The sequence below is a fragment of the Fibrobacter sp. UWH6 genome (assembly GCF_900142465.1).
Taxonomy (GTDB): Bacteria; Fibrobacterota; Fibrobacteria; order Fibrobacterales; family Fibrobacteraceae; genus Fibrobacter.
This window is the reverse complement of sequence record NZ_FRAX01000003.1, coordinates 15,658-39,435: the sequence shown is the minus strand read 5'-3', so window position 1 is coordinate 39,435 and position 23,778 is coordinate 15,658. Positions and strand designations below refer to the sequence as shown.

The following is a 23,778-nucleotide window of genomic DNA, read 5'->3' as shown; positions in this document are numbered from 1 at the left end:
TGATGGGGAAGATTAGTAGTGTTCCGGTTTAAGGACGATGAGGATTGCGTCGACGACGATACCTACGCCGCAAAGACCTCCAGTGCAAAGCCAGAGGATTCCCGTCCAGATTTTTCCTTCGTAAAAACGGTGCAGTCCTAGATAGCCTAGTAAGATACAGAGGGCTAGAGCTATCCACTTGTTGTGTTCACCTTGTGCGGGCATAAGCATTCCTTTATTTACCGAGTTAAATATAGAAATTGTTCCTTTCCTGTAACACTTGGATATGTTTGATGTGTTACCCAAAGGAAATGAATTTTTAGAATCAAAAAAAATAAAGTCGGGCGGAGTTTTTTATATTCCCTAATGAATATGAAAAATTATACCGTTAAATGTTTTAAGGTCGGGGCCGTTCTCGCTGCATCGGCTTTTTCTTTTGGTTTGATGTCTTGTGCCGGAAGTAATTCCGGGGTCGATAAGAAGACTGAAATTGATTCTTCTGCAGAAATGGTTGCGCCTGTCATTCCGCTGCCGCCTCCTTCTTCACCGGTTGCCGTTTTCGAAATGAAAGTGGTTTCTGCAGACAAGCAGATTCGTGTGGTGGAAAAGCCCACCATGGCTGCCCTTGATTTTGCCGCCTATTTTAACAATCCTATCCGTTGGGCCGGTAAGGATGAAAAGCCTGAAAATTATACTGGTAAGATGGCTTCCGCCGAGCTGAAGGATTATCCGTTCCCCATGCTGGATTCTCTTTCTGCTTATGAACCGGCCGTTGTCGGTGGACGTGCTCCCATTTCTTGGGAACCTTTTGCCAAGTTGATGTATACCCAGTTGGGTAACGATTCCCTGAATGTAATTTTGAATTCCGTGGAAGCGGTCAAGTGGGACGAACCTGAAGTGTTCCGTGCCTTCCAGAATGTGAATCGCATGTGGGGTGTTCCCATGAGTGACGGTTCTGTGGAATGGTGGGTCGAGGTGATGCCTGCTTTCTGGACGGGTCGCAGTGTTTTCTATGGTAAGCTGAAGTACAAGTCTACTGGAGAGGCTGCTGAAATCCTGAATTACTATCTAACTGGTGAGATGAATGCGGATGATGCCATGAACTGGGCTCGCACTTTGTCTTCTTACTGGTATCCGACCTTGAATACAGATTTGGAACCGCATACGGCAGGTGCTCCCTGGGAAAATGGTAAACCCTTTGCCGTGATGCGTGGCAATCCAATGGGCACGCCTATGTGGATCGGCTTTGAAGTTCCTGCGTTCCGTATGAGTGATGAGGCGATTCGAGCTAAGCAGGTGGCTGATTCTCTGGCCAATTCCGGCGAAGTGATTCCGGTGGAACGTCACTTGGATACAACGTCTGCATTCCGCCTTGAAACTTTGAATGAAGTGAAGGGTTCCTGCCCGGCGAACGAAGCTACCGCAACATTCCGCAAGGCTCTGGCAGAACAGATGGCGAAACTGCCCAAGGAACAGAATGCCTGGGCCGAAGTAGATGCTAACGGCAAGAAGGTGGAGGGAGGTTTCCTCTGGTTCCGTCGCAATGCAAATTATCTGCTGGCTGACAAGATTAGTGCCCAGGATTCTCTCCATAATCCGCTGCCCCGAATGGTAGAATTGAAGCAGTATCTGGATTCTCTTGGTATCCAATTGTTGGTTGTTCCAGTTCCGGTGAAAGAAGAAATCTATGGTGAAAAGCTTGTGCCGGGGACTGCTGCTGACTTGTGCGTCAATCCTGAAGGTCGAGCCTTTACTCAGGAACTTCTGGAAGCGGGTATCGATGTGCTGGATATTTATCCGGCACTTATGTCGGCAAAGGCAGGCGATGAACCGCCTCATTTCAGCTACCAGCGCTACGATACCCACTGGGCCTTGCCGGGTGAACTTGCTGCCATGGAACTTTTGGCCGGCCGCGTGACGCAGTATAGCTGGTACGCAGAGACGGGGGCTCAGCCTGGTTCCCTGAATTTGCAGGAAACGACCACCTTGCGTGAAGGTGATCTGGTGGCTCATTTGCCGGATGCAGAAAAAGCAAAGTATCCTGCGGATACCTTGAACGTGATGAAGGTTTATAAGGGAACTGAAACTTATAAGGGTGGTAAGAATGCTCCTATTCTTTTGATGGGGGATTCTTTTACGGGTGTGTTTGAAAGTGTGGATCAGAAGAGTGGTGGACCGGGTTCCTTGCTGGCTTATGCAACAGGTTTGGATGTACAGGTGCTTACCAGTTGGGGCGGTGGCCCTGGCGTGCGCAGCCGTATGATGAAGATGAAGAAGGATATGCAAAGCAAGAGACTCGTTGTCTACATGATGACAGCAAGAGACCTCTGGCAATCCCCCATGGAGTGGGACGCGCTTCGGTGATGATTAGTTTTGCTCCGGGCGATGCGTTTCGGTTGGGTGAAAACGTATGAAAAAGTCGAAATACATCTTTAAGCTGTTTGTTCCTGGAACTTTGTTTGTTCTGGGGGGTATTGGGTTGTATTGGCTTTGGGGTGGTCAGGGTGGAAATCCTAGCTACTTGGAAATGGCTTGTGGCTTTGAGGGTCGCTCTGTGGATTGCGCTGATTCTACGGATGATTGGCGAAGGGGGCTTGCGTTTTACGACAGTTCCCTTGCAGCTTCGGGTGATACCTTAGGTTCCCTAAAAAAATTGCTCTGGAATTTCTGGGATATAAAATTTGCCGGGGCGGGGGAGGCTGCGGTATCGGAAGGTTCCATTTTACCGTTGAAGGTTCTTGATGCGAAAACCTCGGGTTGTATGGGATTGGCCTGGCTTGCCATGATGGTGGCTGAGGCTCGTGAAATCAATCTTTCTGCAATTCTCTTGCCGGGGCATGTTTTTTTACGCTATGGCTCAGTAAACCTGGAACCTAATCGCCAGGGGTATTCCTACACGGATGACGAATACCGTGAAAAATACAAGTCTGGACCATGGACGGGTTTTGAATTTAAACCGTTGACATCCTCCCAGTTCATGGGGCTTGCCGCCTTTAACATGGGCAATCTGTATTTAAAAGATGATGTACATCACGCTCTGATTTGGTATCGGGTTGCAGAACAGTTTTTTCCTGATTATGAAGGCATAAAGGTAAACCAGCAGGTTGCAAAGAATAGTCTTTAATTTTATAAATTTGGTTGTCTAACCAGGACTATTTATGCCTAAACATCTCAAAAAATATTTGACATCGTTCTTTGCTTTGGGAATGGTATTTTGTTCTCTTTCGTGCTCCGATTCTGAACCGGAGGCGAAGATTGTGATGCCGGAGTATTTTCAGCCTGTAATGGATAGGGATTCTGTCGAAGGTATGCTCCGGATTCTTGCCGCAGGGCACTCAACCTTCTTGGGCTCGGAATATGGTAAGGTCAATGAACGCCCCGTGATGAAGGTGGAATTCGATTACAATTTTTCTGTGGGACGACATGAGGTAACCTGTAAGGAATTTAACGAACTGAAACTGGTGCAGATTCCTTGCGACAACGATAGTCTGCCTGCAACCAATGTTACCTTCTATGATGCGGTTCTCTTTGCCAATGGCAAAAGCGTCAAGGATCATAGGGATACAGCCTATTCCTACACGAAGGCTGTTTTTGACACAGAAGGACATTGCATTGATTTAGAGGGTTTTGTCTTCAGGCCAGAAACCGATGGCTACCGTTTGCCAACGGAAGCGGAATGGGTCCTGGTGGCCTCTACGGGTTGGAATCCTGATTTGTCTTGGAATGCCGGTAATTCTGACTATGTACTGCATCCTGTGTGTTCCGTGAAAAAGACAGGAAATACCCTGTCTAGGAAAGCCGTTAAAGAAGAATTGATGCTTTGCGATATGGCAGGTAATGCCATGGAGTGGGTGAATGACTGGCTTGGTTATTTCAAGGATACTACGATTTTAAATTATACGGGAGCTCCTGATGGAGGCTCTCTTGGTGAACGTGTTGTAAAGGGTGGAAGCTATCGTAATGATTTAACATCCTTGAATGTGTATTCCCGTGGCGATATCTATACGGTGACTTCTTCGACTAGGGCGGACTATGTGGGATTTAGGCTGGCTTATGGTAAAATCGCCAACGCAACATGGTTGTCTTCTGATGGCTCCGCCAACGGGAGCCGCGTACTTTCTCTAGTTAGCTCGTCTACCATGCAGTCCCTGGTGGGAACATTTTCTGCAAAGCTTGCTTTCCGAAACAATGTATCTGGAAACTTGAGCTTTGTGAATTATGCCAGTGGCCGTTCTACCGTTAGGGAAATCCATGATACACTGTCGGTTTATCATCCGGATATTTCCCCTGATGGTTCCAAGGTGGCCTTCTGTACCAAGTCGGAAGGAGTTAGCGGCCGTTCTGAACTTTATGTGCGTAATTTAGATGTGTCTGGTCTCGGTCTGGTTAAACTTGATGTTGAAAGTGCCGCTATACCTCGCTGGCGTGTTACCGAAGATGGGGATACGACGATTGTATATGTGACGGATGCTGGCAACAATAAAAATGATGATTCCTTTAAAGCAACTTCTACATGGCAGGTTTCTTTTGCAAACGGCAAGTTCGGTACTCCCAAGAAACTGTTTGATGGAGCCTATCATGGCGGTGTTAACGAAAAGTTGGCTGTAACCGGTGCTCGTTTGCTCCGTGCAAAAGTTGCCCGTAAGGGGGAAACCCTGGCTTCTTCCGCAAAGGATGAAGTATGGTACAATGGTGAACAGGCCTGTAACGTTTCCTTGTCTAAAGATGGCTCTGCAAGAACCTTATTCCTTGATTTTGGTGGAAAGACTGGTGCTGACTTTGTAGGCGAAAAATACAGAACTCACCAGCGCCTGCTGATTGCCGATGAGTCTGGCAAACTGGTACAGTCTGTTGCCGCTCCCGAAAACTATACCTTTGATCATAGCGAATGGGCTCTAAGAAACAATTGGAGCGACAAGGAAAATTTTGCTGTAGCTACTCTTACCGATTTGGAAGGTTCTCATGTTAGAATTGCCTTGATTAATCTTGCTGACAGTAGCGTGGTTGAACTGATTGAAGGTGATGACCTTTGGCATCCTAGTCTGTGGATTAAGCACAGCGGTCACGCAGGAGGAGAGTCTACGATTGATTGGGATAGTGCTGGCGTCTACCTCGGAGATGGCCATAATCTTGAACAGGCTCGCTATAGAATCAAGATTCAGAAGTTTTGGGAACAGTTAGACCGTACAGAAGTCCTGATGGTCGGAAGTTCTCGCAGTGAAATGGGCTTGAATCCCGACCTCTATCCGGAATGGAATATGCTGAATGTGGCTGTGTCGGGTATTGACGGTCATCGAGACTTGAATTTTATCCGAAACTACGCCTTGAAGCATGCAGACCGTTTGAAGGCTATTGTATTCTCTGTCGATTTGGATAACTGGCGTGGTGTCGAAGATCACTGGGCTTTGATTAGAGATTTTGTGCCTGGGTATATTTATGACGAAAACCACAATCATTGGGAAGATGGAATTCCCGAAGGCTTTGTTGATGCGGTTCGTGAAGCCTATCCTGCAGAAGATGAACTCGTGGAACAGTTTAGTGAACGCGGAAATATTTGGTCTGCTTCTCGCGGCTGGAATTCTGATCCGGTTGACGTCCTGTTTGACTCTGTCTTTACCGATAAACAGCTGGAATTCCTGGATAGTTGCTTGCAGGAAGTGGAAGCTCTGACTGATATTGCTGCAGAAAAAGGCATTTATCTTATAGGTATAATTTTCCCGCAGGCACCCCAATATGCCAATACCGGTAGCTTTGGTGTTTATGGCCTACAACGCAGTATCGCTGTTGAAAAAATCCAGTGGCTGAATGATTTGGCCAAGCGAAAGAAACATTTTATCCTGATGGATGAATACAAGATGGGTTACCATAACTACGCTGATGAAATGGCCTATAATCGTGACCATTTAAGTAGTGTGGGTGCCGAATACATAACAACCCGCCTTGTTGATGTGTTGAAAGGACTTAAGTAATGAAACGTGTATTTAGCCTTGCCTTGTGCATGATGGTCTTGCTTTTCTGGGGCTGTTCGGATTCTGCTAGCAGCTCTACGGAAGAAGGCTATATGCCAAAGGGAATGGTGTATTTTGATCCTGCCGCAGAATTTGACAACTTCCTTGGAACCGATGATGAAGATGCCAAGGAAAATGAAAAGACCAAGATGCGGGTCCTTTTCAACTACAGTTTCTACATGGATAAGCATGAGGTTACTTGTGGCGATTACAAGAAGTTGGCCAAGGGCGAAAAGTGGGGGAAGTTCGTTTCCTGTTCAAAAGAAAATTTGCCTGTGACGAACGTGACCTTCTATGATGCGGTTCTATATGCGAATGCCTTGAGTAAGCAAGAGAAGTTGGATACGGTTTATTCCTATACGGGAATGACTTTTGATTCCGACGGAAACTGCACTAACCTGGAAGGCTTCGTCTATAAAATGGAAAATGTGGGCTTCCGTTTGCCCACTGAAGCGGAATGGGCTTTTGCCGCAAAGACAAATTGGCTCCCGAAGAAAAGCTGGAATAGCGACAATTCTGATTATGAAGTTCATGAAGTCTGCACTACCGGCGATGATTTGAATGTGTGTGATCTGGCCGGTAACGTTGCGGAATGGGTGAACGACTGGCTGGGAAAATTTGCCGATACTACAGTGTATAACTTTGTGGGGGCGCTGAACGGCGGCTCCCTTGGTGAACGCATTATCAAGGGGGGGAGCTATCAGAATTCTCCCAAGTCCATGCATGTCTACAGCAGGGGTGACGTTTATACCGTAACATCTTCAACGAAGGCCGATTATGTGGGCTTCCGACTTGTCTATGGTCCCTTCCTTTCTGCGGTATGGTTGAGCAGTGATGGTACCATTAGTTGCAATCGCGTAGGTTCCGTTATTGACTATAACACCATATACCGCCTTTCAAAAAGTTATAAGGGAAAGCTTGCCTTTAGAGACGATATGACGGGAAATCTCGCCTATGTGGATTATTCTAACGGCTTCTTGAATGCTTATGAGTTTGATGATTCCGTTTCGGTCTATCATCCGGAAATTTCTCCTGACGGTCGATATGTCGCCTATTGTACAGGATTGGAAGGCGTAAGTGGAAAGTCTAACCTTTTTGTTAGAAACCTTGAAACTTATAAACGTTATAAGCTGGATAGCGATCATGCCGCAATTCCCAGATGGCGAGTTCTGGATAACGGAGATACCGTAATCGTTTATGTATCCGATGCTGGTAATAATAAGAACGAATCTGACTTTGAGAAAAAAAGCACTTGGCAGGTAACTTTCTCGAATAACCGTTTTGGAACTCCGAAGAAACTCTTTAACGGAGCCTATCATGGAGGCGTCAGCAACAACAATAAGTTTGCTGTGACGGGGGCCCGCCTGCTTAGAGCTCGTGTGGGTGGGGCGGATACGGTCTGGTATAATGGTGAACAGGCCTGCAACGTGTCGCTATCCCATGATGTTTGCAAGAGGACTTTGTTCCTGGATTTCGGTGGAAAGACTGGCAAGGAATTTGTTGGCGATGATTACAAGACCCACGAACGTATTCTTGTGGCCGATAGTACGGGCAAGCTCATTCAATCCGTAAAGGCTCCCGAAGGATTTTCTTTTGACCATAGCGAGTGGGTTCAGAATCGCAATCCTAATGAATGTTCTAACCTGATTGTGGCTACCGTTACCAATTCCAACAATGCTCATCCTAAGATCGTGCTGGTAAACCTTTCTGACAGTAGCGTTATCGATGTGGCCGAAAGTGATGAGTTGTGGCATCCCAGTTTCTGGATTCAGCAACCGATAAAATTGGAAAACGAATCTGTCCTTGATCCCGATAGCGCGGGTGTCTATATGAAACCTAGCGACAGTCAAAGTGCGCTTCTGATGCGCTATAAGATGGAACTGATCTGGAAATATAGGGATTCCGCCGAGGTTGTTATTGTTGGCTCGTCTAGACCTTTGGATGGTGTGTCTCCGAACAAGATGAAAGATGATTTCTTTTCTATCAATATTGCGCAGACGCCAAGCTCCATTTATACCATTAGGGATTTGCTGCACAAGTATGTGTTCAACCATGTGAAGAACATGAAATATATCGTCCTGTCGCTGGATATTGATTTCTGGCATAAGGTCGATGGTGCTGACGGTGATAACTTCTTTGACTCTTATTACAAGAACTATCCTGGTTATGTGTACGATGAAAATCACGATTATTGGAAGGATGGATATCCTGAAGGTCTTGCGGAATATACTGAAGACGGACCTGGTGTGTTGTCCGGTTCAGATTATAAGGTGGATTATGGACGTTACTGCAAGGCGAAATGCAAATCCTGGGGCAAGAATCCCGAGGTCCTGTTTGACTCCACATATTTAGATGATCATCCCGCATTGCTCGACAGTAGCTTTAATACGTTAGTTTCCATTATCAAGGAAGCTAAGAAACGTGATATCTATGTGGTTGGCGTTTTGTTCCCGCAGAATCCGGCATACAAGAAAACAGGCGCTTACGGACGCTACGGCTTGCGTCGCAGTAAGGCCAAGAGCCTTATCAAGAAGATTGAGGCGCTGAGCGAAAAGTACCCGAATTTCGTGATGATGGATGAAAATAAGATGGGAAACCACGACTACGATGATGACATGGCTTCTGATGCAGACCACCTCTGCTATTATGGGGCTATGCGGATTACTAGCCGTATTGATTCCTTGCTCAAGACCTTGGAGTAGTCTTGCCTAGGATGCTTTCATTTATCTGTTTGACGGCAATTCTGGTTGCACTATTCCCGTTAACGGATACTGATATCTGGTGGCACCTGGCCTGTTCGCGAGAATGGGTGGTTACGTGGACTCCTGTTCGTGAACCTGTCGTAAATGTACATGAATACTTTCAGGCCGTTACGGGTTTTGTCTATGGTCTAGGTGGAGCCCCCTTGCTTGTATTTGCAAAGTCCTTGCTTTGGGGCTTGGTATTTTGGCTTTTCCTCCGCCCTTGCTATAAAACCTTAAGTTGGCTGGTGACGGTGTGCTTCGCCATTTTACTTTTTGTTTTCCGTTATCAGTTTGAAATCCGTCCTGTTGTATTCAGTCTTGTATTTCTAGGACTGTATTGGAATCTCCTTGAAAAAGTTTTTGATTCTGCCTGGGCCTTGAAAAAGAAAATGATGGTGTCGCTGCTGGTTCTCTTGGTACAGTGGCTATGGTGCAAATGCCAGGGATTGTACATTCTCGGCCCTCTCTTTGCATTCTATGTTCTTGTTTCCAGGGTTAAGTGCTGGTGGCGTTCTCCATGGATTGCCTTTGTAATAGCAATGTTCTTGATGCCACTTCTTCATGCTGAAGGACTCCGGCTTTTCCTGTATCCGTTTGGACTTCTTGACCGGCTTTTAGGGCTTACGGAATCCGCCTCTATTTTTGCAAGTGAAATTGCCGAGAACAGGTCACCCTTCAAGATTCTTCTTGCCGGAGAATCTGCGGGAACTTCTGCGCTTGTAATCTTGATGTCGCTGGCGGGAATTGCGATTAGCCTACGGAGTTCTTTTAAGTATCGCTTTGGCCTGCTTGTGGTTTCGGTTCTCGCTTTGACCGCTGAACGGAATTTCGTGCTGTTCCTGCCCGTGTTCATCTACAGTGTGGTTGTGGTGACTGCCGGAGTGAATCTGTGGATAAAGAGAATGACCGCCCATGGGCGGCAAGTCGTATGGGGCATTCTGTGTGCGGCATTGATGTTTGTCGCAGGGCTTTGGTGCCGTTCTCTAACAACGTACGATTGCTCGATGATTTCGTATCAGCGTGTGCCTGTGTTGGCGGCACAGTGGATGTCGATGCATCCTCATTTGGGAAGATTGTTTAATGATGACCGTGCTGGAGGGTATCTAGCCTTTATAAATCCTGCGGATTCAACGTACATCGACGGACGCTTTATTTTAAAGTCAGCGGATTTTTTTCAGCAGTATCTAAACTTTGCCGAAAATCCCCAGGAGTTTGTAACTCATGCGCAAATTCATAATATAGATAGGGCCGTTCTTCCCTTGCGATATTACGCCCGTTGGGAAAAGCTGATTAATTCCTTGATTCAGTCGGGTCGGTGGACTTGCGTTTATAACGATGAGTACTTTGCAGTACTAGATCGCGTCAACTAAACGGATTCCAGGTTACGTTCTTTTATCTGTATGCATTCCTGGATGCGAAAATGGCCGCCAGCGTTATGGTTTGACCCACGGCCGGCGACCTCTTCTCTCTCATAGAAAATTTGAGTTACTTGATGCTGATTGCCTTCATCTTGGAAACGGATCCAGACTTTACGCGAACCAGGTACTTACCTGCAGGGAATGCGGCAAGGGAAAGTTCGCCCTGCACGTTGTTGATGTCCATCAGCTTGTCACCCTTTGCGGTAAAGATTTCAACGTTGGCGGTAGCACCGGAAACGTTCAATGCCTTGCCTGAGAAGGTTACGTCAAAGTTTGCGCTGTGCAAACCATGGATTGCTTCTTCCGGATTGGGTTCCGGAATGGGGGCGGTGGCGCACCTGGTGTAAGTGGTGGGATTGGTTGACAGATATTCCTTGACCATTTGACCGGAGGTGGTGTACTGCAGGCTGTTCCTGTTGGATCCGCTGCTGAATGCGGCGGTACCTTCTTCAACCTTGGAGGCACTCCAGTTTGCCCAGGAAAGTTTATTCTGATTCATCCAATTCTGCCAGCTGGTGTTGCGGCCGGTATCGGGATTGCCGCCGCCGTTTGCGTCGGCGGTTCCCCATTCAGACACGAATACGGACAGACCGGCGTTGATTGCCTGCTGGGCATTGGCGCCTTCGCAGGGGTCACCCCAGCTTGTCTGACCTTCCCAACAATGGGAATTGGCGTAATAGTGGAAGGTGTAGGCGATGTTTTCGCCGGTTACTTCGTTATTGATGGCTTCCTGCGGGTTTTGGTCATACTTTCTGTTGCCCACAAGAATCAGGTTGTCGGAATGTTGACGGATGGCGGAAACGACCTTGTCTGCGTAGTCCTTGATCACGCCCCAGGATGTTTCCTTGGGCTCGTTGTAAAGTTCGAAAATGACGTGGTCATACTGGCCCCACTTCTGGGCCATTTCTGTGAAGAATTTTGTTGCGTTGTCCACTTCTTCGTGAGCCTGATGGGAATGCCAGTCGATAACGACATAGATGTCGTTCTTGATGGCTGCTTCTACCACGGTGTTCATAAGATTGGTCTGGAATTCGGCATCGGTTGCATAGCCGGTAATGTGCTTGGACTTGTCGTTGCCGCAACTTTCCGTTCCGTCCTTACATCCCCACCAGTCTTCGTTGGTTGTACCCATGGCGGCACGGACAATCTGGACGTTCATGTCGTTGACCATAGTGGCGATACCTTCGGGAGTCCAGAATTCGGTAGACTTCGCGACCATACTCCAGTAAAGGCTCATGCCGCGAACCTGTACTTCGGCACCGTCCTTGACGCCTTCGCAGGATCCGTAAATGCGGCCCTGTCCAGCAGAATTCTTACCGGTGATGAGCTGGCCGTACTGACTAACGGGACCCACGCGGGTGGGGGTGATTGTCTGAGCGGATGCCAGGCCAAAACCCAGGGTCATGGCGCAGGCGAGAGCGGGAATAGAAAACATCTTCATATAGCACACCTTTTTTTGTACTAAAATAAATTCAAAAGTTTAATTTGCGATTAATTGTAAGTGATTTATGTATACGGATGGAACCGATTGTGTTTCTCATCAAGTTTTTGACCTTAAAAATGGGGAATGTCGGGTATAAAATGCTGATTTTTTTTAGAAAATAAGGTTGTGTTGCTATCTTTTGAGAGAAAAGTATAAGGCGCGAATTGAGGATTTTATGAAAGCAATGAAGTTTGTATTGCCCAGTCTGTTTGCAACTGCTATGGCTTTTGCCCAGCAGGGGGCTCCTACCGGAGCTGCCGTTGACCCCACCGCCGATGAACAGAAGGCTTTGGACGCCTTGAAAGGCAAGGTGGAAGGTATAATCGCCTGGTCTACAAGTCGAGCAAATTCTCATCACGATATCTGGCTTATGAATGCCGACGGAACTGGCGCTCATGCCCTGACTGCTAGTGATAATGTGGACTGGTTCCCCAGAATTTCCCCCGATGGATCCAAGGTGCTCTTTAACCGCAGCAAGGGCGGTTGGGTTCCCGAAAACGATGCCAACTACCCCGAAAAGTGGGACCTCTGGATGGTAAATCTGGATGGAAGTGATGCCCATAAGGTGGTTGAGAATGCGACCTGGGGTACGTGGCGCCCTGATGGAAAGTCTATTGTGTTTAGTCGTGCAGGCAAGGTCTTTACCATGGATTTGGCTTCCAAGGCAGAAACTATGATCCTTGACGGCGAAGTCGCTTTTGACAAGTCTGGCGTAATTCTTCAGGAACCGAATATGAGTCCTGATGGAAAGCATCTGGCTATTACTCTTCGCGGTTCCATGCGTGAAACTGGCGTCTGGAATCTGGAAAAGGGTGGCTGGACCAAGTCCGGTGACGGTTGCCAGATTGACTGGAATTTTGACGGTTCAAAGCTTTATCGCGTGAATCCTACGGGTAATGGCGGTACTGCCGCTCCTAGCGAAATTTTGTGGTTCTCTGCCAAGGATGGCAAACAGGTTGAAAAGGTTGGCTTCTTCGGTATACCCAAGAATGTTCGTCTGATGGATTTGCCGGGTCGTCGCAGTCATGAATACTTCCCCAGAATTTCCCCTGACGGGAAGTGGCTGGTGTGGGGTGCTACCGATAAGGGCCATGACCACGACATGTTCGACTACGAACTTTATATGTGGAAGATTGGTGAACCGGTAGAATCTGCTACCCGTATCACTTACCATTCCGGTAACGACCGTTGGCCGGATATCTGGCTGGGCAAGGTTCCTGTTAAGGCTGCGCCTGTTGCCACCGCTGCTGATGTAAAGGCCCAGGCTGCCGCAGCCGTTGCAGGTGGTGCAAGCGATGCCAAGATGGATGAGCTGATCAAGGCTATCGATCGCCTGACCGATGCGGTGAATGCATTGACCCGCACTCAGATGGACAAGAACATGGCCGCCGAAGGCGCTGAACACATTCCCGCAGGCGTCGCCGAGGCCAAGTAATGTTCTCCACTCGCGTGTCATCCTGAACGAAGTGAAGGATCCAGCAAAATATGTTCTCTGAAAAGAAATTTCTCGCCACAAAGGATTCCTCCAAGAATAAGCGTATGGCGGAACTTCTCCGCGTCATCATCCTCCAGCTGGGGGATGACGTTCCCCGCGCTCGTCGTGAATTCGAGACCTATGCGGAATGGATGAAGCTTCCTGCAGAAGAAACTTTGGTAGGGAAGAACCAGGCTCAGATGATTGACCTGTACAAGACCTTCCGTACCCGCGCAGGCCTTGGCTTTGAACGTGACGTCTATCTGGAACAGGAACCGGGTGACCGTCAGGAAGCCGCGGAAAAACCTATTCAGTTTGCTGTGTTGGTTCATAACCTTCGCAGTGCCTTTAACGTGGGTTCCATCATTCGAAGCACCGACTGCTTCGGCCTGGAAGGCGTACACCTCAGCGGATATAGTTGCAGTCCCGATCATGTGACCGTGAAAAGTGCCGCCCGCGGCTGCCAGGAATGGATTCCCATCAAGCGCTGGGAAGATCCTTTTGACTGCATCAACTGGCACAAAGAAAACGGCTACGAGATTATCGCCCTTGAAACCGGCGAAAACATTCCTGATATAAACAAAGTAACGTGGCCGGAAAAGGGCCTGATTATCTTGGGTAACGAAGAACTGGGTATCGCTCCCGAAATCATGGCCGCCACCACCATGAAGGTGACCATTCCCATGGCAGGCCGCAAGGCCAGCATGAACGTGGCCGGAGCATTCGCCATCATGGCGTTTAAGATCCGCTCGAGCTATTCTGCATAACAAGAACCTGTGACGGCTCTCGCTCTCGCCGCCACGACTCATAAAGATGAATCGCTTGCGGCTCACGAAGATCCGCTCGGACAAATCTGCATAAAAATAGAGGCTGTTCTCGAAGGGTACCTGAAATTTTTGCAAGGAAATGGAAATGAAAAAGAATTTCTTGACAAGTGTTGCGTTTGCGCTTGCTTTGGGCCTTGTGGCCTGTGATGACAGTTCCAGCGGTGCCGGACCGGACCCGGTAGCGGAAGTATCGTCTTCCAGTGGCGACGAAGCAATCTCTAGTAGTGAAAAGGCGTCTTCCGGTGGCAGTTCGGTTTCGTCTAGCAACTCTAAGGGTAACGAATCAGCTAGTTCGAGTAGTGAACAAATGAACTCCAGCTTTGAAAGCGGCAAGAATAGTAGCTCGTCGGTGGTTGAGTCGAGTTCCTCTGAAGGGTGCCCTTTTAATGGTCGAAATGAAGATGGTAGTGCTGATCTGGCTGCAAACTGTTGTAATGGTGATACGGCTATAGTGATGAGTGGCGTATACACTCAATATTTTACTTGTAAATATGATTTTTGGCTTAGAGACTCCGTTGGTGGACAAGATACTGTAAAACCCTATGTCCCACACCCCAATATGGAAAAACAGTTTGCATCAAAAATTGATTATGAAACATTTGTCGATGAACGCGATGGTCAGGAATATAAGATTGTTACTATTAAAAAGCATTTTGATGGTGCTGGTGATGGCGTCGACGAACAGTACACTTTTTTTGCCGAAAATCTGAATTTGGGAAAACAGATATTGGCTAATGCAACTGAATTTAGCGACTCGATTGTGGAAAAGGTCTGCTATAATGATGATGAATGGTATTGCGACAATGGATTCGGTGGTCTCTATACATGGAGCGAGGCCATGAATATTCCTAAAAAATATGACACAGTAGCCGTCGAAAAACTCGATACGACATATTTTGACAATGGCAAATACATTGATCAACACATTCAGGGAATATGCCCGAAGGGGTGGCATATCATGGAAGAAAATGAGTGGCGTTTTTTGGGGGGCGGAGCCATGGTTAATTCGAGAGCTGTTTGGAATGGACAGGATTATTATGGTTTCTCGCTTCTTCCGGTAGGATATTCTTTTCAGGGAAAATTTTATGGGTATGGAGAATTTGCAAGAGCTTGGCTTCCGGCTTTGAGTAAAAAACGAGATGATATGGGAAGGACCGTTTTGACGAGTGATACGGATGCTTATACTCTGTATGATTCAGGTCTAGAACGATATGGTTATCAACCCGTCCGCTGCACGAAGGACTACTAGTCTGATAGTCTAATCTTAAAAAAAGTTTAATTTAAAGCTCTGCTAGATAATTGCTTGCGTGGCGCCTAAGCTGCGAAATTACTGTAAAAATGCTTGTGAAACGAACCGACAGGGCAGGTTATAAGTTACATTTGTGCAGTAATAATACAGTAGGCCAACGGGCTTAAAAATTACAACTTATTTGCTAAGCGCACGTTTACGCCTGGCAGAGTTTTGCAAAACGTGTACTTGACTACCATTTTTACAAAACTTATATTTAGGGCATGATTAGGCGCCAAATCAAAGACTTCCTGTTAAAGTCTGCTTCGCAATACCCGGTCGTTCTGGTTCATGGTCCCAGGCAATCCGGAAAAACTACTCTTTGTCGCGACACTTTCGCCGACAAACCCTACATTTCTCTAGAAAATCCTGACACCAGGGAAAGAGCTTTGCAGGATCCCCGGGGGTTCTTCAAAAGTATCCCCAATGGGGCCATTCTTGATGAAATTCAAAATGTTCCCCATTTGCTATCCTATATGCAGCAGATTGTCGATGAATCAAATCAAAAGGGTTTGTTCATTGTCACGGGCAGTAATAATTTTGCATTACAGCAAGCTGTGACTCAGACTCTTGCCGGTCGTGTCGCCATGCTTAAACTGCTGCCTTTTTCCCTGGACGAAATCAAGGAACTGAACGCAAATGATTCCATCGACAGTCTAATTCTTTCGGGAGGGTACCCCCGCTATATAACGGAACGTCCAGACAGGTTCTTCTTTTACCAGAATTACATTTCAACCTATGTTGAGCGGGATGTTCGCCAAATTGTCAATATAAAGGATGCGGCTCTTTTTCATAGATTCCTTGTTCTTTGCGCTGGACGAATCGGCTCCATATTGGATTACACTTCCCTTTCTAACGATTGCGGAATCAACGTTAGGACAGCGAAGGAATGGTTGTCGATTCTTGAGGCTTCGTTTATCGGCTTTACATTAAATCCGTGGTACATGAATAGGACTAAACGCTTGATAAAATCGCCCAAGTTCTATTTCTACGATACTGGGCTTGCATGTGCCTTGCTAGGAATTGCCGAAGAATCACAATTAAACCGCGATCCTTTGCGTGGCAATCTTTTTGAAAACCTTGTGATTCTTGAAAGAATGAAGCGTTCGTTTAATTGCGCGGAGCAGAAAAATTTCTGGTATTATAGAACCAGTGACGGCAAGGAAATTGACCTTGTTGAAGAAACTGGAAGGATCCTGACTCCTTTTGAAATAAAGTCTTCGGAAACTTTCAATTCGGAATTCGTCAAAAACTTTGGTGTCTTTGAAAAGGAATATCCCGAAATGTGTGGCGAAAAAACGGTCGTTTATGCAGGCAAAGAAAGTTTTGAATTCAAAGGTGTTCAAGTCAAAAATTTTAGACCGTAGTTTGCATTCTAGTTTTCCCCAAAAAAATACCCCTAAAACGCCCTCAAAAGGGACGCTTTTTGCTTTAAAATGTCAGGTTTTTACAGCCCGCTTTGTAAGAAATTTCTATTTTTTATAGAGCATGCAAAATACCCCTAGAACACGTGTTCTCATCGTAAACGACGATGGGTTTAAGAGCGGCAATCTGCGCGCTCTTGCGGCTGCCTTGTCCAAGGTGGCTGATGTGTTCGTTTTTGCCCCCGAAACGGAGCAGAGCGGGGTCAGTCAGGCCTTTACCGTGCGCAGAGGTTTGCGCGTTAAACAGGTGCCCGTGGATGAAACCGCTCCCGTAGCAACCGACGGTACAAAAGCCTGGCCTTATGAATTCTATTCCGTGTCTGGCACACCTGCAGATTGCGCCAAGTTTGCCCTTGGTCACTTCGCAAAATTCGGGCTTTCCCAGGAACCGGAGGGTTGCCCGGGTGTAAGTTCTGCCGCAGGTGAATTCGACGTCTGTTTCTCTGGTGTGAACGTTGGCGAAAATTCCGGCGTCTCGTCCTTGTATTCCGGTACGGTTGCCGGTGCCCGCGAAGCCGCCCTGTGGGGTGTTCCCGGCGTTGCACTTTCCCTCCGCGGTTGTGGGGGAGACCTGCTGGAAACTGCTGTTGAATTTGCAGTTCGTGTGGTCAAGGAACGCCTTTTTGAAGGTATTGCGCCCGGTACTTTCTGGAATGTGAACTTCCCCAAGGTAAAGCCTGCGGACTTCAAGGGCTTCAAGGCTGCGGTCATGGCCCGCGAAATGTTTACGGACCATTATAGTCTGGTAGACGCAGAAGATGGCTCTGGCGACAAGCTGTGGCTGCTGGATGGCGACAAGTTGTGGAATGAATCCCCTGTGGATAGTGATGACTATCTGTTGAACCAGGGCTATGCGACTATTACGCCCCACCGCATCAACCAGACCGCCTACGAAAGTTTGAAATTAATAGATGAGATGATAAATGAAAAATTAGCGGAGGGTGGCCAAGTTTAGGAGTGCTTTCCTAACCACTAACCACTAACCACTAATCACTAATTTGAGGAAAAGTGAATGTCTGAAGAAATGCTTCCAGGTACTCAGTTCAAGTCCTTGATTGAACAGGACATGCAGGACTGCTACCTCCGCTACTCCATGAGCGTGATTGTGGCTCGTGCTCTGCCCGATGCCCGTGACGGCTTTAAACCGGTGCATCGCCGCGTCATGTACAGTATGCATAAGCTGGGTGTGCTTCCCAATAAGCCCACCGTGAAGTCTGCCCGTATCGTGGGTGACGTGATCGGTAAGTACCACCCCCATGGCGACTCCGCTGTATACGAAACTCTGGTCCGTATGGCTCAGGACTTCTCCCTGCGCTATCCGCTGGTTTTCGGTCAGGGTAACTTCGGTTCTATCGATGGTGACGGCGCCGCTGCAATGCGTTATACCGAAGCCAAGATGAACAACCTGGGTGTTCTCATGCTGGAAGATCTTGAAAAAGATACCGTAGACATGGGTCCCAACTTCGATGAATCCTTGGAAGAGCCGAAGGTCCTGCCTTCTGCCATTCCCAACATGCTGGTGAACGGTACTACCGGTATTGCTGTGGGTATGGCCACCTCCATGGCACCCCATAACCTCCGTGAAATTGCAAACGCTATTCATGCTCAGGCTGTAAATCCCGACATTACGGGCGAAGAACTGCTGAACTATGTCAGCGGTCCGGACTTCCCTCTGGGTGGCATCATCTGCGGTCGCGCAGGTATCCGTGATGCATACCTCACTGGCCACGGCAAGGTCCGCCTCCGTGCCCGCACAGAAATTGAAACCGACAGCCGCGGCAAGCCCCGCATCATCGTGACGGAAATTCCGTACATGGTGAACAAGGCTGAACTCTGTAAGAAGATTGCAGAACTTGTTAAGGACAAGCGCGTCGACGGCATTACCGACATCCGCGATGAATCCAACAAGGAAGGTATCCGCGTCGTTATCGAACTCCGTAAGGATGCCGTTGCAGAAGTGGTTCAGAACAACTTGTTCAAGAATACCCAGCTGCAGACTACCTTCAGCATTTACAACCTGGCCCTGGTGAACAACCTGCCCAAGGTTCTGACCCTGAAGGACTTAATCCAGATTTATATTGACCATCGTCTTGATGTGATCACCCGCTCCACCCAGTTCGACTTGAAGAAGGCTGAAGCCCGTCTCCACATTATCGAAGGTCTGCGCATCGCTACTCAGAACATTGATGAAGTGGTGCAGATTATCAAGAGCAGCGCAACCACCGAAGCCGCAAAGAAGTCTTTGCAGGATCGCTTCAACCTGGATGAAATTCAGTCCCAGGCTATCGTGGACATGCGTCTTGCCCAGCTTACCGGCCTGAACCTGGAAAAGTTGGAAAACGAATACAACGAACTGATCGCTCTCGTTGCCGACTTGAAGGATATCCTGGAAAAGCGCGAACGTCGCATTGCCATTATGCTTGAAAAGCTGGATGCCGTTGTGGCTAAGTTCGGTGACGAACGCCGCACCTCCATCGAAGATGCTGTAGACGATTACGACTACGAAGACCTGATTGCCGAAGAAGAACAGGTAATTACCTTGAGTAAGGAAGGCTACATCAAGCGCCTGCCTATCGATACCTTCAAGGCTCAGTCTCGCGGCGGTAAGGGCGTTGTTGGCACCGGCCTCAAGGACGATGACGACGTGGACCAGATCTTTACTGCAAGCACCCATAGCTACCTGCTGGTGTTTACCAACAAGGGCCGTGCCTACTGGACCAAGGTTTATCGCCTGCCCGAAGGTAACCGCAACAGTAAGGGTCGCCCCATTATCAACTTCATTGGTCTTACCGAAGGCGAAAAGGTACAGGCTATTGTGCCCGTTCGTAAGTTCGGCGGTTACTTCTGCCTGGTATTCGCTACCAAGAAGGGTATCGTCAACAAGATGGACCTCACCCTCTTCAGCCGTCCCCGTAAGGCTGGCGTCAATGCCATCAGCCTGGATGAAGACGATGAATTGGTGAAGGTACAGCTGGTGGGTATGTCTGCCGAAGAATTTAACGCCTCTCAGGAAGGTGACGACAATGATGAATCTGTAGAATCTCAGACTGCAGAAAATCAGGCCGCCCCTGAATCTGAAGATGGCGACGATACCGCTGCCCAGCCCATTGCCAAGGACCTCCTGATGCTTGCCACCAAGAATGGTCAGGCCGTAACGTTCCCCATTAGCTGCATGCGTTCCATGGGTCGTGGCACTCACGGCGTGAAGGGCATTACCCTGGCCGAAGGTGATGAAGTCATCTCCCTCATCTGGCTCAAGGAAGGCAACAAGATCGTGACCATTACCGAAAAGGGCTTTGGTAAGCGTTCTCAGCCCAGCTCCTACCGCGTGACCAAGCGCGGCAGCAAGGGCGTTCGCAACCTCAGTGCCGACGGTATGGAAAAGACCGGTTCTGCAGTATTCGTAGAAAGTGTTGCAGATGATTACGACTTGATCATTACCAGTAAGGAAGGCCAGGTCATCCGTATCGAAGCCGATTCTATCCGTCTTACCAATCGTAGCGCGATCGGCGTGAAGTGTATCCGCCTGAACGATGGCGACACCGTCCAGGATGCAACTGCTCTGCCTAGCGTTGAAGACATCGAACATGATTCCGCTGAAGCCAAGGAAACCTTCGACCACGTCGAAGGCGTTGAAGTGGATGACGATTCCGTTGTGAAGGATGATTCTCCGGAACAGCAGATTGGTGCTCCTTCTGAAGACTAGCGATAGTTTGTTTTAAATTATCGGTTAAAACTTTTAATCCCTGTTGCTTATTATTGCAACAGGGATTTTTTTACGGAACTCTATAAAGCCAACGTTCTTTTTGTTGATTTTTTTTAGAAAAAAGCTGTTTTTTACCTGTTGTAGCTGTTGTAGAAGGCTACAACGGAATTGATCCAGTAGTGCTTAACAACCGATGTAGAATAGTATAGATTAGAATAGAGTACAAATAACCCCCCGAGAGGATAAGTATGAGTATCAAAAAAGTTTTAACAACAGCCTTTGCCATGGCTGCAATTTCGTCATCCATTTCCTGGGGACAGACCGTTACCTGCTCCAATGGCACATCCCAGAAAATGGGTAGCGCCGGTGGCTATGATTACGAACTCTGGAGCCAGAATGGTGCCGGTTCCGCAACTATGAAGCTTAACGTAAGCGACGAAAATGGTGGTGCTTTCGAAGTTGAATGGCAGGGTACTATCAACATGTTAGCCCGTACCGGAAAGCGTTGGGGATCTAACTCCAGTGTTACCGTACAGAATGTGGGTAATATTACCTCCGAATTTGATGTGGAATGGAGCTCCACCGACAACGTGAAGTATGTCAGTGTCTATGGCTGGGGCTATTACGACAGAGGGGACGAACCCAGTGGCTTCAGCAATGAAATTGAATACTACATTGTCCAGGATCGCGGAAGCTACAATCCTACCCAGGGCGGTAAAAAGTGGGGTTCTGCAACTATCGATGGTATTAGCTACGATTTCTATACTACCGACCGTATTCAGCAGCCTTCTCTTTCGGGTACCAGCACCTTTAAGCAGTATTGGTCCATCCCGTCGAATACGAGCCAGCATCGTACCAAGGGTACCATTTCTATTTCCAAGCACTTCAGCGAATGGGCTAAAGCTGGTATGAAGATGGGTAAGCTGTATGAAGTTGCTTCCATGAAAATTGAATCCTACACTGGAAATACGGGTACAGCAAAGGGTTATGCTAAAGTTAAGAAGAACCTGCTGAAAATCGGTGGCAGTGCCGATGAACTTGCCCTCAATGTAACTGCATCTCCTGCTGCTGCAGGTACTGTGACAAAGAGCCCCAGCGCTAACTATTATGCTCCCAAATCTACTGTACAGCTCACCGCCAAGGCCAACGAAGGTTGGAAGTTTGTGGGTTGGGAAGGTGGCGCTACTGGTTCTACCGAAACCATTTCTGTAACCATGGACAAGGAAAAGTCTGTGGTCGCCAAGTTTGAATTGGTTGGCGAAACCTCTGTGAACCTTCTTAAGGATGGTAATTTCCCTAGCGGCAGCGTGATTTCTACAAGCAACGATGCATCTTGGTTCCTGGGTCAGGGTACAAACTGGGGTGGCTCTGCTGCAAAGACTTCTGTTGCTGGTGGCACGGCTACGGTTGACGTTACCACTACTGGTAAAGAAACTTATATGCCGCAGCTTGTTCAGTACGGTGTGGCTCTTGATAAGGGCATGAAGTACAAGTTGTCCTTTAAGGCTAGCGCAGATGTTGCTCGCAAGATTGAAGTTTCTTTCCAGCAGTCCGTAGACCCCTGGGGTGCATACGCCACTAAGGAATTTGACATCACCACCACGGAAAAGGAATACGCATTTATCTTTGCTATGGAAGAAGATTCTGATGATGCCGCTCAGTTTGCCTTCAATTTGGGACAGGCTACAGGTGCTGTCAAGATTAGTGACGTCAAGCTGGTCTTCACCACTGCTGAACCGGGTTCCGAAAGTAAAAATGATTCTGGTACGACTTCTTTCGGTTCTATGGTTCAGGGTGTTCAGTTCGAACTGGCCGTGGGCAGCTTCCAGGTATTCGATATGCAGGGTAAGAGCCTGGGCTTGGTTGAAGTTGCTGCCGGTACCTCTCTGAAGGATGCCCTCAAGGCCAAGTTCCAGCAGAGTGGTGTCTACATGGTTCGCCAGGGCAATCGACTCCAGAAGGTTTCTGTCTCTCGCTAAGAAAGGCAAAAGGTTTCGTTACTCACTCAATTGCTCCTTACAAAACCTCTGTGATTAACGAAGAAACGTCCCGTGAATGCGGGACGTTTTTTATGTGTGCGTGATATATGAAAAATTCCCGAAAGATGAAGGAGGCTTTTTGGGGGCCTCTTCAAGGGCGGTTTTCGGGACTTGTTTTTTATTTCAGCAAATCTTCGGGAACGGCCTCCGCCATGGCCTTATAGGCTGCGGCGCTAGGATGCAGGTGGTCACCAGAGTCAAAGCCTGGGGCGAAACATTCTGGGCGGGCGGAATCGCGTACAGCGGCGTCAAAATCAACGCAACCGTCGAAATCCGCTGCGGTTCTCAGCCATTGGTTGAATGCGTTACGGATGGCGTCGCGGTTTTCGTTGTAGGTGCGCCAGCCGTAAATGGGGAGCAGTGTGCCGCTGTAAACTTTGAGACCTAGCTTGCGGGCGTGGGTGAGGTAGATTTCCTGAATGCCGCTAATCAGATCTTCTGCGGTAGGCATGTCGCTCCAGGGACGGAACTTATTGACTTCGACGCCCACGGGATGGATGATGTCGTTGATGCCATGCTGGATAATTACTGCAGAAGCTCCCGCTACGTTCAATTCGATGGGGAAGCGGGTGGCGCCCTTTAAACCGTAGGCGGCATAGGTGATGCAGTTGTATTCGCGGAGAATGCGGGTGCCGCTGACGGCGCGACGAATGACGGACACATTGCGGAAGCCTGCGTCCCATGCGCGCAGGGCGAGATAATCGGGCCAATCCTGGGCGGTAATGGAATCACCGTAGCAGACCAGGGCGTGGTTCTGTTCTTCGGTGAATACGTCGACGGTGTTCAGGAAGTAAAACCAGTTGGTGTTGCGGGTTAAATCGGCGGGAAGGTCGCGATCCTTGACGAAATTGCCGTAGCTGTACTTGCCATTGGAAAGAGGGCCCGTAATCAGGGTGCCTGCGTTCATTTGTGTGAAGTCTGCGAAGTACATGCTGACTTCTATGGTTTCGCCGGCGGTAATGTCAAAGGCGATGGCGTCGCTTTCTACTTCGGTGCCGGGGGCCATGGTGATGGAGACCTTGCTATCAAAGGTGATGGCTGCGGGGGTGTAGGTCGTTGCGTTTGCGGTTTGCGGAACTTGCTTGGCGACGAATGCGCTTGTAATGGTGACGGGTTCAGTTCCTGTCAGATTGGAAAATCTGAAACGGATCTTACTTCCCGAAAAACAAATGCGGATGGGGTAGCGGAGGGTGATGTCCTTGGCGTATACCGCTGCAGTTCTGTCTGTGATAGAGGTGGCGTTACCCCAGGCGGCAACCCATTTGGTGAATGTGGACATTGACATAACCTTTTTTTAAAGTTAGCGTTCCTAACCTGATTTACCGGAATCCAAATTTAGCTAAAATGGGAAACTTTCTATCTTTGGTGTCATGGAGCTCCCGCAAAAA

At 48.2% G+C, this 23,778-nt stretch carries 15 protein-coding genes; 12 read left to right on the top strand and 3 right to left on the bottom strand.

What is annotated here, in order from left to right; genetic code table 11:
• Nucleotides 1-12 precede the first annotated feature (12 nt).
• Nucleotides 13-204, bottom strand: a complete 192-nt coding sequence (locus BUB73_RS03605; RefSeq protein WP_073157379.1) for a TM2 domain-containing protein — start codon at nt 202-204, stop codon at nt 13-15.
• 147 nt (nt 205-351) lie between these two features.
• Between BUB73_RS03605 and BUB73_RS03600 the strand changes: the two genes are divergently transcribed.
• From BUB73_RS03600 to BUB73_RS03580, 5 genes are all read left to right on the top strand, one after another.
• A complete protein-coding gene (locus tag BUB73_RS03600; RefSeq protein WP_249269301.1) occupies nt 352-2,343 on the top strand; it encodes an alginate O-acetyltransferase AlgX-related protein in 1,992 nt (663 codons plus the stop codon).
• Between the two features lie 46 nt (nt 2,344-2,389).
• Nucleotides 2,390-3,103 (top strand): transglutaminase family protein, encoded by a 714-nt coding sequence (locus BUB73_RS03595; RefSeq protein WP_073156812.1) that lies wholly within the window; start codon nt 2,390-2,392, stop codon nt 3,101-3,103.
• 82 nt (nt 3,104-3,185) lie between these two features.
• Nucleotides 3,186-5,948 (top strand): TIGR02171 family lipoprotein, encoded by a 2,763-nt coding sequence (locus BUB73_RS03590; protein ID WP_175552185.1) that lies wholly within the window; start codon nt 3,186-3,188, stop codon nt 5,946-5,948.
• Entirely contained in the window at nt 5,948-8,689 is a 2,742-nt protein-coding gene (locus BUB73_RS03585) for a TIGR02171 family lipoprotein (RefSeq protein WP_073156806.1), read from the top strand. The genes BUB73_RS03590 and BUB73_RS03585 overlap by 1 nt, the downstream gene beginning before the upstream one ends.
• A gap of 203 nt (nt 8,690-8,892) precedes the next feature.
• A complete protein-coding gene (locus BUB73_RS03580; RefSeq protein ID WP_254794999.1) occupies nt 8,893-10,101 on the top strand; it encodes a hypothetical protein in 1,209 nt (402 codons plus the stop codon).
• A gap of 115 nt (nt 10,102-10,216) precedes the next feature.
• Here the strand turns inward: BUB73_RS03580 and BUB73_RS03575 are convergent, their stop codons facing one another.
• Entirely contained in the window at nt 10,217-11,590 is a 1,374-nt protein-coding gene (locus BUB73_RS03575) for a glycoside hydrolase family 5 protein (RefSeq protein ID WP_073156803.1), read from the bottom strand.
• Between the two features lie 217 nt (nt 11,591-11,807).
• Between BUB73_RS03575 and BUB73_RS03570 the strand changes: the two genes are divergently transcribed.
• From BUB73_RS03570 to BUB73_RS03540, 7 genes are all read left to right on the top strand, one after another.
• Entirely contained in the window at nt 11,808-13,067 is a 1,260-nt protein-coding gene (locus BUB73_RS03570; protein WP_139258473.1) for a PD40 domain-containing protein, read from the top strand.
• Between the two features lie 50 nt (nt 13,068-13,117).
• On the top strand, nt 13,118-13,873 hold the full coding sequence (locus BUB73_RS03565) for a TrmH family RNA methyltransferase (RefSeq protein ID WP_073283671.1): 756 nt from the start codon (nt 13,118-13,120) through the stop codon (nt 13,871-13,873).
• 145 nt (nt 13,874-14,018) lie between these two features.
• Nucleotides 14,019-15,182 carry an FISUMP domain-containing protein gene (locus BUB73_RS03560; RefSeq protein WP_073283667.1) on the top strand — a complete coding sequence of 388 codons (1,164 nt, stop codon included), beginning with the start codon at nt 14,019-14,021 and terminating at the stop codon, nt 15,180-15,182.
• 263 nt (nt 15,183-15,445) lie between these two features.
• Nucleotides 15,446-16,588: an ATP-binding protein gene (locus tag BUB73_RS03555; RefSeq protein WP_073283664.1), complete on the top strand. Its 1,143-nt coding sequence runs from the start codon at nt 15,446-15,448 to the stop codon at nt 16,586-16,588.
• Between the two features lie 121 nt (nt 16,589-16,709).
• Nucleotides 16,710-17,600 carry a 5'/3'-nucleotidase SurE gene (gene surE / locus BUB73_RS03550; protein WP_073283662.1) on the top strand — a complete coding sequence of 297 codons (891 nt, stop codon included), beginning with the start codon at nt 16,710-16,712 and terminating at the stop codon, nt 17,598-17,600.
• Between the two features lie 57 nt (nt 17,601-17,657).
• On the top strand, nt 17,658-20,351 hold the full coding sequence (gene gyrA, locus BUB73_RS03545) for a DNA gyrase subunit A (RefSeq protein ID WP_073161478.1): 2,694 nt from the start codon (nt 17,658-17,660) through the stop codon (nt 20,349-20,351).
• 248 nt (nt 20,352-20,599) lie between these two features.
• Nucleotides 20,600-22,330 (top strand): glycoside hydrolase family 11 protein, encoded by a 1,731-nt coding sequence (locus BUB73_RS03540; RefSeq protein ID WP_083539630.1) that lies wholly within the window; start codon nt 20,600-20,602, stop codon nt 22,328-22,330.
• A 178-nt stretch (nt 22,331-22,508) separates the two neighbouring features.
• On the opposite strand, the gene BUB73_RS03535 is transcribed toward BUB73_RS03540, so the two are convergent.
• Nucleotides 22,509-23,675: a GDSL-type esterase/lipase family protein gene (locus BUB73_RS03535; protein ID WP_073283656.1), complete on the bottom strand. Its 1,167-nt coding sequence runs from the start codon at nt 23,673-23,675 to the stop codon at nt 22,509-22,511.
• Between the last annotated feature and the right edge of the window lie 103 nt (nt 23,676-23,778).